We start from the raw sequence: 14,570 nt of genomic DNA, 5'->3' as shown, positions 1-14,570 counted from the left end.
AAGTCCGGTTAGTATGGTCATGTCCAATATCACGCTTCCATCAAATCAGAAAAACTGGCTCAGAGAAAAGGCGCTACACTTATTTTGGCGCTTGATATCTGGCTTGCCAGATAAAGCGTATATCATGCTAAAATACTGGTCTATGTCGGGACGATTCCCACGGCTCAATGCGCCTGAACTTTTTTCCGAAAAAATTCAGGCCCGCAAGCTTTATGACCGCAATCCGCTGTACCCAATTATGGTTGACAAGCACGCTGCCAAGGAATTGATCCGCGAGCGCGCCGGTTCGCAATATGTCATCCCGACGCAATGGGTAGGTCGCAACCTTTCCACCGTTGACTGGTCTAAGATCGAACTTCCCGTAGTCGTGAAGCCGACCCACGCATCAGGGTGCGGCGCCTTTCTTCGCGGCGCCGATGACATCAGGACGCTGATGGATGACGATCCCAGCGCCGAATGGATGGCTCTGGAGCACCACCGTTTCAACCGCGAATGGGCCTATGGCGAGTTCGTGCCACAAATCATTATTGAGACGATGCTGATCGATGATCACGAAGTCCCGGACGATTATCGCCTTTTTGTCTTCGATGGCAGGGTTGTCCTGATCGAGCTGCGGATTCGCCGGAATGGAATCGGGTATGAAGCTTATTTCGATCCCGACTGGAAACGTCTCGACATCGTGAGCAGTTACTATGTCAGCTTTCCCGGCGAGTTGTCGAAGCCGGAAAAACTGGAGGAAATGTGCAGCGTGGCAAAAAAAATCGCGAGCAATTGCGACTTCATGCGGGTGGACCTTTATCTGGCCGAAGGGCAGATTCACGTTGGCGAATTGACGCTTTATCCAGGCGGCGGGTTCAATGGGTGTGTGCCCGACGCGTTGGACAAACCGCTCGGCGCGCAATGGAAGCAGGATCTGTCGAAGGAGCACTGATACCGTTCTTTCGGACAGTGCATTGCTAGGGTTGGGCAGCAGTGTGAATTTTCTCTTCCTTTCCACGCATGCGTTTCTACCGACGACACGCAAGACAAGTGTGCACTTTGTCAGCCAGGCGCTTGCGGACCGCGGCCACGAAGTCGAGACGATCAGTGTTGGTTTCAGCCATCTGTCGTACTTCAAGAAACGGGCGATCTATAGCCAACTAGCCGCACAGCAGCGTAACCGTTTCGTGCAGACAGATCCGCGCTACCGTTCAGCCTGCTACCTGCCGCTCATTCACCCCTTCAGTTCTGGAAATACGCTACTCAATACGCTGACCGCGCCGTTCTTCAAGCTATATGGCACCCTTCTGCCACGGTTCATGCGGGAGGCCATCGTGAAGGCCGATGTGATCGCCATCGAATCCGGGACGGCCATCGTGTTCTTAGACGCGATCCGCAGAGCCAATCCAGGTGCGCGGATGGTCTACTTCGCCCGCGACCGGCTCGACACAGTGGGGGCGTCAGAATATCTGCAGCGGCTGGAACGACGAATTGTGCCGCTGTTTGACCGGATCGTCGTTCCCTCGTCCCACATGGCCGAGGGTTTCCGGGAAGCTGGCAAGGTCGTGATCATTCCGCAAGGCATCGACAAAAAGGGTTTCGATTCTTGTAAGGACTCGCCCTATCCGGTCGGGACCCGCAACGGCGTTGCCGTTGGCAACATGCTGTTCGACAGGAATGCCGTGATGGCCATGGCGACCCATGCACCTGATGTGAGTTTTCATCTTTTCGGCGAAGGGATTCCAGTCGATTTTCCACCGAATGTCCGGGTCTACGGCGAACGCGCCTTCAACGAGATCATTCCCTACATCAAGTTCGCTGATTTCGGGCTGGCCCCCTATAGACTGAAGGAGCGTGAGCTTTATCTCGTAGAATCGAGCCTGAAGCTTCAGCAATATTCCTATTGTGAGCTCCCGATCCTCGCTCCCGACCTGATGACGAATTCGCGTCCGAACATCGTGGGTTACGAACAGCGGCACGAAACGGACTGGGCTGGCAAGCTGAACAGAGCCGTAACAATGCTCCACCTTGCCGCTTGGAAGGAGGACATATTGTCGTGGGATGAGGTTGCCGCACGGTTCGAAACGGAAGTCAAAGGCTGAAATCGCGGCGTTAGGGGACAGATCGTGCTCATCCCATTCCGGATCCTGCTTGTCTTGTCGGGCCGAAATGCTATATGTAGGTAAATACCTACATGGAGGTGTCTATGAGCATCACGACACTGACCAGCCGCGAGCTGAACCATGACGTCAGCAACGCCAAGAAGGCCGCCAGAAATGGTCCCGTCATTATCACGGACCGTGGCAGACCGTCCCATGTCCTGATGACCTATGATGAGTTCGCCCGCCTTACCGGCAAGCGTCGGAGCCTTGTCGATGCGCTGGCCATGCCCGGCCTGTCGGATATCGACTTCGATCCGCCCCGCACCGAGATTGCGGCTCGCGGAGTGGATCTTTCTTGACATTTATCCTGGATACGAACGTCGTTTCCGAACTGCGCAAGATCGGTGACGGCAAGGCTGACTCCAATGTGGTGACGTGGATCACGGCGGAGGATGCGGCCAGCTTCTATATTTCCGCAATCACCATCCTTGAACTTGAGCGCGGCATTCTCGGCGTTCAACGCCGGGACGCGGTACAGGGTGGCCGTTTGCGGTCGTGGCTCGACGATCATGTCCGCAAGGAATTCGCCGGTCGCATTCTATCGATTGATGACGCCATCGCGACACGTTGTGCACATCTTCACATACCGGATCGGCGAAACGAGGCCGACGCCCTGATTGCCGCGACCGGTCTGGTTCATAACATGGCAGTGGTGACGCGAAACCTCAGAGACTTCGAAGGAACTGGTGTCGTCGTGATCGACCCCTGGCAAGGCCGATACGCTTGATATGAATGTGAGGTTTCACTGATTGACAAACGGAATTGAGCACCGGTGCGACCTGACCGATGGCACCGCACAGCGAACGCTCTCAGACAGGCTCTGCGACGACGAAGGGCTCGACGCACAGTTTCCTCCCGCCGGAAGTGGGACGCGATACTGAAGCCAGGAAGTTGCCATCCACCCCGTTGACTTCACGCATGCCGCACCTTGTCGAGTACCCAGTCCTGGAGGCGCTTGGCCGTATGCTGTGCATTCGCTTCAGCAAGATCGTCGGGGACGATCCCGAATATCGGCCCAAGATGCTTCATGCGAGGCACGGTCTTGTTCTTGGCTTCGCGATACTCTTCGGTTTCCATACCAAAGGCCTCGATGATCAGCGTCGTGGGTCGGTGGTCCTTATAGCTCGCCTCCAGGACGAAATCTGGCCGGCAAGGTCCAAGCGGTGTTTCGGACGCAAAGAGCGGTTTGGTGATCTTGATGCGAAGTTCAGGAACGCCTTCGAACAGGGATTCCTGAAGCCAGAACAGGAGATGGGAGACGTCCCTTTCGAAACCGGATTCCACCGGAAACAACGTGTCGCCATTATAGACCGGCTGGGCATAGGCTTGTACGGCGCGCACCGGCCCCTCGTCATCGTCGCCAAAGTCCACGTTCAGCAGGCTGACGAATGGGCCACGTTGTTTTGGATCGCCTCGCAACGGTTGTCTTACCTTTCCGAGCACGTCCATCGATCGTGAGGACGATGCCGGCATGATCTCTTGAGCCGATACGGACTTCGCAAACAGCAGCATGAAGCCCGTCCGGCGGAGCGTTCCGGGCCAATCCGGACGTGAGGTTTCGAGCAGACGTTGCCAGCGACTGTCGGTCTCCCAGTAATCGGCCGCCCAGGTCGATAGCAGTGCGTTGAGGGACCATGTTCTCAAGACCCGAAGGTCCCTGGCGGCTGCGCGCAGTCTCGAAAGCTGGTTTCGAAGCGTTAGATCGGGATTATCCTGTAGCGGTTGGACGACGTTCGTCCCGGCGTCGTCGAGCAGCCTCCACAGGATGCCACCGAGTCTGGACGGTCGGTCGTTCCGTTCCGTCGAACGGGAGATGTCGTCGTCTGCGGCGTCGGCCAAACGGTCGGGAATGGCCGGCAATGCATCGATGTAGCTCCGATCGGATTTTCGAACCGGTCGAATGTGGTAGCTGCGATCGACAAGTGCCGGCGAGGTGTCCTTGTCAACGTGAAACGGACAGGTGCTCGCATGGTTCGGCCGCTCTTCGTGCCGGAGGGGATCCTCGTCCTTCGACGTCAATCGTCGCAGCGTATAGGTGTGCTCCTGCCGGATCGGGGCGAGCAGTGGCTGCGGCCGACCGGCGAGGCAATCGCACTCGATCCAGCCGTTCATCACCTTGGCTTGCCTGATGACTGCGAGAGCCATCGCCTTCTCCGCGTTGGAAGCAGCATTGCCATACCAGGCTCGTAGCGCGGCGGCGTCTTCCCAGGTAAGCTCTGCCAGACTGTGAGTGGGGCTATTCCGGACGACTATACGCATGCGGTATGCGAGCATTTGGGGTCTCGGCTTTGCCCCTGTCCGATGGCCCGATCAACTCCCCTTGCATGGGTGGATCGTGCCGGTGTAGGAAGCGTAACAAGCTTGTGAACTGCCCGGTTTAGAACATGAGCGACGATTGGTTTACGCTTGGGCGTGTGGGCTCGCGGTCGATGTCGGGTGACGGATGAGCAAAATGGTTTCAGGGATTTTTTTAACTCGCCCAGATCGCGCGCTTGGCTGTTGCCTTGCCAGCATGTCCGTCTGTCGCTGCGTAGGCCTGATCGGGTCTGGGGATGGCGGTCGATGCCTCGTGTAAAACGCCAGCCCCCGGTCGAGGCCGTTGACATTTCGACACTCGATTCCCTGACGTTCCAGGAGAGGCTTGCCATCGGCCTCGGACGGTTGAAGTCCGAGCGCAAATTGACGAACCGGGATCTGGCCGAGCAGCTCGGCGTGCATGAGGCATATATATCGCAGGTGATGCGGGCCATGCGGGACGTCAAGTTGTCGACCCTCGACAAGATGCAGCGTGAGTGGAATGTCCTCATTGAGGATTTGCTCAAGATCACCGAAGCCGACCTCCCTCGGGTAGCGGTCTGGAAAGCCCGCCGCAAGAAACAGAAATCTGCCGAGACAGACCAGTAGCGCTAGTGGTTCAGGTTGAACCAGAACCTCTCTTTCCCCCCGTCCTCGTTTGGAATATCGAAATAGTAGGGATCCGCGCGCCGCGGGCGCGGAGTTGCGACCTGCTGGATGCAGCTTTCGCCATCCCGATTGCTGTTGAAGTAGTGGCCGGAGGTTCCGCAGACATTGACCGTTTTGACGCACTGGTCGGGTTCGCCTCGCCAATTATTGTCGCCGCCTGACGATGAGTAGCCGACAGTCGTTCCCACGGGGCAATCCTCGTAGGTTTCGTGGCCCGGCTTTCCGGATTTTGCTTCATGGCAAACCGGCCAGGAGAAGCCGGGTTTGGACATGGCGGTGATGAGTTTCCGCATGGGCGGAACGCAATAGGGGACGCCATGCCAGGATGGGTTTTTCGATGCTGCACACAGCAGAACCCGACATCCCCATTCGGCGTCCTGTGCCTTTGCTGGCACCCCCGCAAACGTGCCTATCAAGCCTGCGGCCAAGAACATGATCGCTTTCACCGTCCGTCTCCTTTAGGGGGCTATTGGATCTGCACCCAGGTGCCGTCGATTTTCGCAAAGGACAGGGTGCCGGGCTGCGTCGTCCCCGCGAAGGAACCGCTTGTTGTTGTGATGATGCCGGTACAGGTGACACCGGGTGCGTTCTGACGGGGTTTGCACTCCGAGATGCGGATTGTGCGGCCCGATTTGGCGATCGCGGCACTCGCTTGACTGTCGTCGGGAAAGTCAAACGCCGGCTGCCGTTGAAGCTCACTCTCAAGCCGCGCGACCTCCTGTTCAAGCTCCGCTATCCTGTCGGCCCGTTCAAACGCGTTGATCGTGTACCCGCCGGCAGATCCCACGACGAAAGCAATGCCGGCGGCGACAAGCGATCCGTAGTCGAGCTTCTTCATCGGCAACCTCAATATCCTTCGATCCCGAGGCGCTTCAGGATAGCGATCGGATTGGTTTCGCACTCCGATTTCCATTCGCGATGCTTGGCGCAGGCGTAGGCGTATTGGCTAAGGTCGGCCGAAGACAGGTCTGTAAGCCTGTTGCCAACCGCCTTCCATTGCTGCACGTCTGCCGGATCACAACCAGCACCGCCCGCACCGCAAAAGTCCGGATCGCGTTGCTCGATCTGGGTTTGGGTGGCCCCGTCCTGCGCGCCGGCGGCAACCGGAGAAACAGCCAGTAGAATGGCAGTAATGGTCGAAGTTTCGAAAGGGCGTTTCATTTAACCTCCGTGCACCTGCGTGAACGACAGTGCTTTGTCGGGAGTGACGGGCAGGGGCAGAGGAAGCCCCTCTTCGGTGGCTGGCGCGCCACCATCGGACTGCTCACCAGGCTCTGGCGATGCTTTGTAGAGCCAGGGAGGAGACAGGTCCGGCGACGACCAGATGCCGAAACCAAGCCCTCTCGCCCTCCTCTCAATATCGAAATAGGCAGGGACTTGGGGTTCATTACGATAGTTGAAGGCGTAGCCGATCCCTTCCGCGATTGCCGTCGCTGCCAGATTTGTCTCACCAACAAAACAATGCGCGATCAGGTTCTTGTTGGTGTCACGACCGATAGGCGCGCAGTTGACGTCCTGACCGAGCGTTTGAAGGATCATCCAGGCACGCGAGACCTGACCGACAGGCCATGTCACACTTTCGGTCGTTGCGTTCTGCGCCAGCCTGGGGGCTTCATATCCAGCCAGACGGATGAGCTGACGCGTTTTGACGAACTTGAATGTGGTGCCATCGATGACCTGAACCTTGCCATATATCTGACGCGGAACGTCTGTGGGGCGGGCTTGCGCCAGCGTCCCCGTCGGGATGAGGGCGAGGACAATTAACGTGATGGTGGCAAGCTTCATCGCGACACTCCGGCCTGTTGCATCAGCACAGAGACGGGGTGCGGCATATCGGAATAGTCCCAGAGACCCGCGCGCGCGGTGCGGGCGCTTTCCTCAGCGACCCTATATCCGGGAACAATCACCTGGCCGGTGCTGTCGACGGCCGCAAATCCCCATCCTTGCGCGATAACGTAGGTCGCAAGATCATACCGGTGCTCGCCTGCCGTCGTCTGGCATGCGACCACCACATTGTTCTGGTCAACCATCTGAATGGTGGCGCAGACCGGCTTTGTGTCCCTGACCAACGCCTGCATCATGATTACGTTGAGTTCACCGCAGTCGCGCGAGGTCCCCGGAGATACGGCAACGGTGGTCCCGCGCAGGCATGCCTGTAGACCATAGAGCCGATGCCGTCGCCCGTTTGAGACCCAGCTATCGCCAGTCTCGAACTGCGCATGCGTTGGGAATGGTGTGAATGCGGAAGATGGCGGAAGCGCCGCGTCTTCCGTGGGAGGAGCGTCAGCTTGCGATGCCTGAACGGGAACGACCGGCAGCCTGGAAGGCTGCATTTGCGTTAACTCTCCACCGGTGAGCATCGGCATTATGACGAAGCCTGCGTAGAAGCCGGAGACTGCGATCGTGGAAATAAGCATCAAAGTTCCGATCCGCATCAGTGCATTGTCGGATTGGCGCGGTAACGCTCACCGTAGGGATGGAGGAAATGGGCGCTGGCCCAGATACCGGCTTTCGTTCCTCGCGCGCCTTGTTCCGCCCGAGCATATTCCGGGAAGATGGGCTGGCCAGTTCGATCACGGAAAGCAAACGCCACTCCTTTGCTGATCAGCACTTCAGAGAGCGATCGCACCGTGTCTCCGTCCATGAAAAAGCATTCCGCATACCGAACCGTCGGCTGGCCTGGGGTCCGCCCGAGCTCATGACAAGGAATTGCAGGTCCGTCGACATCCTGTATCTCGCCGATGGTCGCCGTCATCGCGGCCAGCGAGATCATGGCACAAGTCGCCATGACACCCGAGAATTCGAGTGGCTCGGTCGAAAGGCAGCCTTGCACGCCGGCGAGTTTGATGATCGTTCCATCCGCTGCGAGAAATGCGCTGCCGCTCAAGGCTGCTTCCGGGCTGACACTCTGGAGATCAAGCCGTGTGGCGATCGAAGCTGTATCAAGTGGTTTCGGTGATGCCGGGACCAGGTCTCGCCCCTGAACATAGGCCTGCTGGTAGTAGCTGACGAACCCGGCATCAGTATCCGCCCACGCCGTCTCGGGTAACGAGATCAAAGCACCCAAAAGGCCATAAATGAGGTGGCGAGAAGATCGCCATGCGCCATTTTTCATGTTCGCATCCGTCGCCTGTTGACTTTTTTGAACATGCCCGAAATTGTACTGGAGTGCAAGTATGGAAACGCTGCGAAGATTGAGATAAGGTTGGTCCGGTCCTCAATTTGCATGTGGAGACAAGATGATGGCGATGTATCGGAAGGCGCTGATAGCCTTCACTGTTCCATTCCGTGCCCTGTTGCTCCTGCTTCAGATTGCGTGCTTTTTGCTGCTGTCAGCGGCGTGCATCCTGGTCGCGGCCTTCGTCGGCTACTTGATCGTACTGACGTTTTCCTATGCGTTTCTGCCGCTGGAAACGACGGAGAACCTTTGGCAATGGGCAGCCGATCTCTACGCTCAATCCCCATGGTTCAAGGCCGCGACAATCACCTCATTCCTGCTGCTCGTCCTGCCGATCCTTCGCTTCTGGCCGGCAAGGGATCCGATTGCCGAGGCGGCTCATGAGCGGGAGATGGTACGCTTCAATGACGAGCTCATCGCAGCCAGACGCCGTGGGCTGCGGTGAGTGCGCCATCCTGTTCTGCGCCGGGGCGAGAAGCTTCAAATAGAGATGGAGATTGAGGAGCCTCATGACAGTCAAACCTCTTTCGCTCGCAATTTCGACCTTCAAGGGCGGGGCCGGCAAATCGACCCTTAATGTCAATCTCGCTGCGGAATTCGCGCAACAGGGGCACAGGACCCTTCTGATCGATTGCGACGAGCAGGAATCGTCAACGCGCTGGTACAATGTCTCTATGAAGCGGGGACTGTTGCCGACTGACGGGACATTGTTGCATCTACGCGTAGCGCCCGGAGACAGGTTTCGTGAGCGCCTCGACAATGCCCCCGACGCCGACATCCGAATCTACGATGTCGGTGGTTACGTGCATCAGCGCGCGATCGAGGTCTACCACGAGTGCGATGCGATCCTCATTCCAGTCATCCCCGAGCCGACGGCTGCCACATCAGCCATCAAGGTGGCCACGATCCTGACGGAAATCGGCCGGAAGCGGGACAGGGGACCTATCCCTTATGCCGCGATCTGGAACTACGTGGACATGATTGCCCTCAAACACAATCGATCCCTTCCCGAGGTCCACGCCATCCTGACGAGCGGCCGGATTCCGATGGTCGAGACAGTCATCCGCAAGAGCAACCATTTCAGCGATGTCGGGGCGGGCTATGGTTCGCTCTACTCCAAGCTTGCTGGTATTGCAGACAATCCTTCGTTGACGCCGTCGGCCAAGCGGCGGGCCTCGGAAAGCGTGCTCGATGCGATTGATCTGGTGAAAAGGATCAACAACGAGTTCATCGCACTTCTGCAGGCGGAGGCCGCCTAAACGATGTCGAGGGAAAGAACGCCTGCCGGAAACATTCTCGCCCTTGCCCGATCTCGTGAAGAGCAGGCCAAGGACGTGGAGGACGCCGCGACATCGTATATGCCGACGACTATCGATCTCGACACGCTCATGCCCGATCGTGATGGACAAGGAGCGGAAACAGCGTCTTCTGAGGCCGATGTGCCTGAGGCCCCCACGCCAGCCAGGCAAGAACGCAAGGAGCGACCTGTGGCGCCGGCGTCCGTCAAGGCGGATGGCGTGCCCAGCAAACGAAAACGGATATCGCTCTATCTCGAAGACGACGTGCTGACGAAGATTTTCCGGGTTTCGTTGGAGAGCCATGAGCAACTGTCGTCGGCAACGCACAGGCTCATCCTGGAGGCGCTGAAGGCGAGGGGGCTGTAGATCGCATGCGACAGCCGCCCATCATGTTTCGCCTACCAGATCACGTCCTGAGGAATGTCGACGCTCTCGCCGGGCGGCTCGACGTCTCCGTCAACATCGTCGCCAAGCTGATCGTCACCAGGGAGATCATGCACGTTCCCGCAATGATCGAGGAACATGATCGGCAAATGGCGAACATGCATCAGTTTCTCCGCGAACTTGCCTGGCGCAATGAGGCATTTTTAGCGCAAGAGGTCGGACACGCCGAGGGCACCAGATTGATTGCACAGAAGCTGGACGAGGTGATGGGGGCCATCGACGCCGTCCGCGATGCCGCCTTTGTTCGGCCGTCGTCTTACATTGTCGAGCTCATCAGGAAACACGATGAACGAGGTCTCCAGAAATCCCTCGAAGTCTAGACCCGAGGGTCGGCGACTGCCGGGTTACCTTGATCTGATCGAAGACGATCTGCGCCGACGTGGCGGCGGCGGCGGTGGCGGCAGCGGAAAACGACCGCCGGCTGGCCAGAGCAAGCGACCGTCGATCAAGCATCCCGGCGCGGCCTCGGCGATCAGCCGGGCCGCGGGCAACAATGCTGTGGTGGTCAAGGTCCTGTCCTATGGTGCCGGTGCTGTTTCCGCCCGTAACGTGCTTGCCTACCAGAGCAAGGAAGAAAAGGCTCAGGATCAGGACGGTCGCGAAGTATCGGATTTGAACGAAGCGGTGCGATCATGGGAAAGGGATTTCCGCAACCGAAAGGGGAGCAGCGACGTGCTGCGTCTGACCTATGAGCTTGAGAAAACCGATCGGGAAGGCGTAGCCCGCGCGCTTGCTTCGCTCGCCGCCGAAGGTTTCCATGAAGCCGGCGACACCAGCCGGACCTACGCTTTCAGTGTGAGCGACGGTGTGAACGGCCAGACAAGAGTGCATTTCGCACTTGTTATTGCCCATGAGAAGAAGGACAGGTCGGATCGAAGCACCGGCAATCGCATTCCAGGAGAGCTCGATGTGGCGCATGTGATCGATGCACGCCTGGATCAAGCTTTCCGGAAAGAGGGGCTCACACCGATCTCGCGATACCCGGCCGAGTTCTCGTCAGGCCCGAAAGGGCTAACGGCGACGCTGCACGCCATGCAGCGCAGGGGCGCGGAGGTAACGCTTTCGACGACGACGCATGTCGAGGAGCGTCCAGGCCGGAGCGGACGTTACCTCCACGGCGCTGAGCGGCGCGAAATCACTACTGCGGATCACAAGCAGCTGACGGCGGAGGGGAAGATCGTCGGTGCCCTCATGCAAACCCGTCAGCCGCGGGATTTCATGCACCTGTTGCTGTCAGGACCGGCAAATGTCGATCGCGAAAAGCTTATTGATGCCGGCCGTGATTTCCTGAGAGAGCAATTTTCAGGGCACCGCTATGCCTATGCAGTCCACAATCGCAACGATCTCGACAAGCATCCACACATGCATGTGATCGTCGCGCTGCGGAATTCGACTGGCAAGATGCTCAATCCCAATATTCGAGACTTTACCGAATGGCGGCTCCGTTTCGCCGACAAGGCGCGTGAACGTGGTATCCTGATCGATCGTCAAAAGCGCCTCGAGCGGGCCGGTCCGCCTCCCGTGAAGCGCTGGGAATGGGAGATGTTCCGGCGGATGGGAGCCATGGCCCCGAGCAACGTCGTCGACAAAGTCCTGGCGAAGGTTCGAGATACACCGACTGCTCCCAGATTGCGGGATGCTCAAAAGCGGCTCCATCAGAGCCGGCGCTCAGTCGGACTTGTTCTGAAGATGTTGGACGGGATAGCGAAGGACCGGTCTGCTCCCAGTACGGCGCGCGAGCTTAGCCAGGACCTGTCGATAGGGCTCCAACGTGAATACCGCCGGCTTGAGACGGCAGTCCGTGCCGGTCGTGACCCAACAAACGAAAAAGGAGAAGAGCATATGCTGAGATCGACACCTATCAGCGCGTCCCAAGCAAAGGCAGCGAAGGAGACGCTGGCGAACACCGCCGTGAATTTGGCCACAAAGATTGCCAACCCATCCGATCGGCTGATCTTCGAGCAGGCGACGAAGATCATTGGGAAGGTCGTTGGGCTCCAACTCGACTCACGTGTGGCCAAAAACCGCGATCGCGGTGAAGTCGGCAAAGACAAAAACAGCCTGGACAGTTTGGCGACGAAGTCGGCGGCCGGTCGAGATCACGTTGCAGAGCGGGATGTCATCAACAAGAGCTCGAACAACCGTACGTTCGATCAAACGCGCATTGCCCGGTCCAATGCCGAGCACGACAGGCCGGAAGCCGATCGCGACAGTGACAAGACCCAACAACGCACGCGAGAGGCGCAAAAATCGGTCAAGCTTCGCCCGCCTCAGGAAAAAGATCGGGACCGCAGTCGCTGAGCCTCCGATCGTCATTCCCACCCGATCCTGACTTTAGGCTGATCGACGGCGGCCCAGCCCCAAAATCCGTTGGATCTCGGCCCGAAGCCGTTGGGTGTCCGTAATTCCAGACGGGGAGGGATACTGGATACTCGTGACACCTGCGACGTTTGCAGCAAACAGACCCGCCGCAGTGCTACTAACGAACATGGCCTCCTTCTTGTCCACGCCGTACCACTCAATCGCTTGGTGGATCGGTCCGGCACCATCTCTCCGGCGGCGATCACCTGGATCCTGTCGTGGTGATCCGCTTGTCTGCGGGAAACCGTTCCATGCCATCCAGAAATCCGGCATTGCACCTCGGACCCGCAGCAACTTGTCGAGTAGCTGCGTCAGGGCTGCGAATTCTGATCTGCCGTGGGAGCCAGCGTCCATTCCTCTTGCGTCCGAGATGAAACCAAAGCGAACGTTCATCTCTCGCAACTGCTGCAGCATTTGGACGAATTCGTTGCTGATGTCTCCAAGCATGAAATCCCTGGGCGGATTATTCCGTCTCAACAGGGTGCCATCTCTCTCGAAAATGACGAGGCCTGCGGAGCCGATGCTCCGGAATTTGCTGTCATCGTTGTTCATTGGCTGGCGCTCAAGGCTGGAAGCGAGCCTTGCCTTCTCGAAACCTCGATACTCAGTCCGGGTTGTCTCCTCGGTCGTGTTGGTTGCCGCTCTCTTCGGCTTAAGCGGTCATGAGCACCGGCAATTCGATCTCGCGCTTGAAAAATGAACGGCCCGCATACAACGGATCGGCAACCCGCAGATTCTGCTGCATTTGGGTCCGGACGCGCTGCGAGACCTCAAAGGCTCCGCAGCACACCGGGTATTTGCCATAGCCATCGGCTCGACCGAGCTCATCGAATTTTGCCCCAGCGCGCTTGTAGATCCTCTTCATATGCGGCTCATAGTTCGAGATCAGAGTATCGATGCCGTTGTCGATGGCCACTTCGCATAGCGCCAGAAGCAGCAAGCAGAAGGCACCATCAGGACGTATGTCGGGGAAGTCGCGCGCGATGGTCTCCTCATCAATACACATGCGGGTTCCCTCCCATATTCCAGGCGCGATAAGGTCGCAGGCATCGGGGAATGTTTCGCGAAAGACGTCGTAGAGAAGTGTGGGACCTGTGGTCGGCATGAGCCGGACCGATCCGTAGAGCTCCTTCCTGTCGTCATCGCACCAGACGAGATAGGCAGGATGAAGATCATCATATCGATCCCGCTCGTGGGCGCCAGACACTGAAACATCCCAGCCGAGCTGGTCAGCGAAGACCCTTTTCCTCAGCCGGAACGATTGCTCAAGCAGGGAAGAGTGCTTGCGATATTCGTGAGCCTGAACAAGAAGATACATGAATGCCTCCATCGTTTGATGGAGAACAGAATGACGATCGAGTGGGGAACGATAAACTCCCCAGAATGGCACGCCTAGTAGGGGGTATTGCCAAACGGATTGATCAATCGCAGCTGCATGGCCCGCGCGATCGTATATGTAATTGAGCCGCCCCCGAGTTTGTGTCGCGCCGATTTGATGTAGGCTCTTGTCGTGTGTTCGGAGAGCTTTAGCATAACCGCAATGTCGATGCTGTCTTTGCCCAGAGCCGTCCAGTGCAGGCATTCGATTTCGCGTGCTGAGAGCTGAGGAACCGGATCATGTTCACCGTGTAGCTCGAATATCGCTTTGTGATGTATGAGGAAGGCGAGCTCTCGCCACTCATTTCGATGATGCGCGACGATTCCGCTCCATTCCTCTGGCAGCCTGTGGGAGTTCAATGACAGGAGGGCGCGGCGCGATTTGTCGATGATCGGAATGGAGTAACCGTTTGCGCCAACGCCGTGTTCCGCAGCATCAGCCAGAAACTCATGGGCTGTTCCTGGGATGTCGACCTCGCGCCAGTCGAACGGCATTTGCCGCATGATCCCGTCGCGAAGGATGGGATCAATTTTGGCGTAACCCCTCAGAAGATAGCGCGAAACCCAGGGAACTGGATATGTGGTCCTTACAAAAGGTATATCGATGACATCGGCGATCGTTTGAGCAAGATGATAGGTGGAAAAATCGATCCGATACACCTTATTGAACATGTGGAGAGCGCTCTCGACGTCCGGCGCTGCGTTGATCTCGTGAAAAGCGGCTTGGAAAGGCGCTGACTGGGTTTCCGAATCCATTCTAAACTCCTTCAGAACGATGCAGGTATTCGACGCGCCGCTTGGTCAAAG

Annotated in this window: 20 protein-coding genes; 10 read left to right on the top strand and 10 right to left on the bottom strand. The window is 57.8% G+C overall.

The features are described from left to right. The first annotated feature begins 19 nt into the window (after positions 1-19). The 4 genes from N5D22_RS21815 to N5D22_RS21800 all read left to right on the top strand — a co-directional run bounded on the left by N5D22_RS21815 (position 20) and on the right by N5D22_RS21800 (position 2,868). Entirely contained in the window at positions 20-931 is a 912-nt protein-coding gene (locus tag N5D22_RS21815) for an ATP-grasp fold amidoligase family protein (protein ID WP_187306673.1), read from the top strand. Beyond that, positions 858-2,081, top strand: a complete 1,224-nt coding sequence (locus N5D22_RS21810) for a glycosyltransferase (protein ID WP_080692113.1) — start codon at positions 858-860, stop codon at positions 2,079-2,081. The genes N5D22_RS21815 and N5D22_RS21810 overlap by 74 nt, the downstream gene beginning before the upstream one ends. 104 nt (positions 2,082-2,185) lie before the next feature. Then, positions 2,186-2,440 carry a type II toxin-antitoxin system Phd/YefM family antitoxin gene (locus N5D22_RS21805; RefSeq protein WP_036588700.1) on the top strand — a complete coding sequence of 85 codons (255 nt, stop codon included), beginning with the start codon at positions 2,186-2,188 and terminating at the stop codon, positions 2,438-2,440. Then, entirely contained in the window at positions 2,437-2,868 is a 432-nt protein-coding gene (locus tag N5D22_RS21800) for a type II toxin-antitoxin system VapC family toxin (protein ID WP_036588695.1), read from the top strand. Before N5D22_RS21805 ends, N5D22_RS21800 begins: the two co-directional genes overlap by 4 nt. Before the next feature lie 185 nt (positions 2,869-3,053). Here N5D22_RS21800 and N5D22_RS21795 read toward each other — a convergent pair whose 3' ends face one another. Next, positions 3,054-4,400, bottom strand: coding sequence for a hypothetical protein (locus tag N5D22_RS21795; protein ID WP_279658009.1), 1,347 nt, complete (start codon positions 4,398-4,400; stop codon positions 3,054-3,056). 303 nt (positions 4,401-4,703) lie between these two features. On the opposite strand from N5D22_RS21795, the gene N5D22_RS21790 reads away from it, so the two are divergent. After that, entirely contained in the window at positions 4,704-5,045 is a 342-nt protein-coding gene (locus tag N5D22_RS21790) for a helix-turn-helix transcriptional regulator (protein ID WP_036588693.1), read from the top strand. 2 nt (positions 5,046-5,047) lie between these two features. On the opposite strand, the gene N5D22_RS21785 is transcribed toward N5D22_RS21790, so the two are convergent. Genes N5D22_RS21785 through N5D22_RS21760 form a run of 6 tightly spaced genes read right to left on the bottom strand, consistent with a single transcriptional unit; the run spans position 5,048 to position 8,220 of the window. Further along, a complete protein-coding gene (locus N5D22_RS21785) occupies positions 5,048-5,539 on the bottom strand; it encodes a hypothetical protein (RefSeq protein WP_080692112.1) in 492 nt (163 codons plus the stop codon). 32 nt (positions 5,540-5,571) lie between these two features. Next, positions 5,572-5,943, bottom strand: coding sequence for a hypothetical protein (locus N5D22_RS21780; protein ID WP_036588689.1), 372 nt, complete (start codon positions 5,941-5,943; stop codon positions 5,572-5,574). An 8-nt stretch (positions 5,944-5,951) separates the two neighbouring features. Further along, the gene (locus N5D22_RS21775) at positions 5,952-6,266 is read right to left on the bottom strand and encodes a hypothetical protein (RefSeq protein ID WP_036588687.1); all 315 of its coding nucleotides are present in this window, start codon (positions 6,264-6,266) and stop codon (positions 5,952-5,954) included. Then, the gene (locus N5D22_RS21770; RefSeq protein ID WP_036588684.1) at positions 6,267-6,890 is read right to left on the bottom strand and encodes a thermonuclease family protein; all 624 of its coding nucleotides are present in this window, start codon (positions 6,888-6,890) and stop codon (positions 6,267-6,269) included. Then, positions 6,887-7,522 (bottom strand): nuclease, encoded by a 636-nt coding sequence (locus tag N5D22_RS21765; RefSeq protein ID WP_036588681.1) that lies wholly within the window; start codon positions 7,520-7,522, stop codon positions 6,887-6,889. The genes N5D22_RS21770 and N5D22_RS21765 overlap by 4 nt, the downstream gene beginning before the upstream one ends. A 17-nt stretch (positions 7,523-7,539) precedes the next feature. Next, positions 7,540-8,220 carry a nuclease gene (locus tag N5D22_RS21760; RefSeq protein WP_036588678.1) on the bottom strand — a complete coding sequence of 227 codons (681 nt, stop codon included), beginning with the start codon at positions 8,218-8,220 and terminating at the stop codon, positions 7,540-7,542. A gap of 124 nt (positions 8,221-8,344) precedes the next feature. Between N5D22_RS21760 and N5D22_RS21755 the strand changes: the two genes are divergently transcribed. The 5 genes from N5D22_RS21755 (at position 8,345) to N5D22_RS21735 (ending at position 12,326) form a co-directional block, all read left to right on the top strand. Next, positions 8,345-8,728, top strand: coding sequence for a hypothetical protein (locus tag N5D22_RS21755; RefSeq protein ID WP_234905336.1), 384 nt, complete (start codon positions 8,345-8,347; stop codon positions 8,726-8,728). 64 nt (positions 8,729-8,792) lie between these two features. Next, positions 8,793-9,542 carry a ParA family protein gene (locus N5D22_RS21750; protein WP_036588675.1) on the top strand — a complete coding sequence of 250 codons (750 nt, stop codon included), beginning with the start codon at positions 8,793-8,795 and terminating at the stop codon, positions 9,540-9,542. A gap of 3 nt (positions 9,543-9,545) precedes the next feature. Further along, entirely contained in the window at positions 9,546-9,947 is a 402-nt protein-coding gene (locus tag N5D22_RS21745; protein WP_036588673.1) for a hypothetical protein, read from the top strand. 5 nt (positions 9,948-9,952) lie between these two features. Continuing rightward, a complete protein-coding gene (locus N5D22_RS21740; RefSeq protein ID WP_072492871.1) occupies positions 9,953-10,345 on the top strand; it encodes a hypothetical protein in 393 nt (130 codons plus the stop codon). Continuing rightward, on the top strand, positions 10,311-12,326 hold the full coding sequence (locus N5D22_RS21735) for a hypothetical protein (RefSeq protein WP_072492872.1): 2,016 nt from the start codon (positions 10,311-10,313) through the stop codon (positions 12,324-12,326). Before N5D22_RS21740 ends, N5D22_RS21735 begins: the two co-directional genes overlap by 35 nt. A 33-nt stretch (positions 12,327-12,359) precedes the next feature. Here the strand turns inward: N5D22_RS21735 and N5D22_RS21730 are convergent, their stop codons facing one another. From N5D22_RS21730 to N5D22_RS21720, 3 genes are all read right to left on the bottom strand, one after another. Then, positions 12,360-12,938 (bottom strand): hypothetical protein, encoded by a 579-nt coding sequence (locus N5D22_RS21730; protein ID WP_072492873.1) that lies wholly within the window; start codon positions 12,936-12,938, stop codon positions 12,360-12,362. 100 nt (positions 12,939-13,038) lie between these two features. Continuing rightward, on the bottom strand, positions 13,039-13,704 hold the full coding sequence (locus N5D22_RS21725; protein WP_072492874.1) for an acyl-homoserine-lactone synthase: 666 nt from the start codon (positions 13,702-13,704) through the stop codon (positions 13,039-13,041). 74 nt (positions 13,705-13,778) lie between these two features. After that, on the bottom strand, positions 13,779-14,519 hold the full coding sequence (locus tag N5D22_RS21720; protein WP_072492875.1) for an autoinducer binding domain-containing protein: 741 nt from the start codon (positions 14,517-14,519) through the stop codon (positions 13,779-13,781). Between the last annotated feature and the right edge of the window lie 51 nt (positions 14,520-14,570).

The sequence above is a fragment of the Agrobacterium sp. GD03872 genome (genome assembly GCF_029840625.1).
GTDB classification, from domain to species: Bacteria; Pseudomonadota; Alphaproteobacteria; order Rhizobiales; family Rhizobiaceae; genus Agrobacterium; species Agrobacterium fabrum_A.
The sequence above is the reverse complement of the archived record's forward strand: the minus strand, read 5'-3'. Positions and strand labels throughout refer to the sequence as shown.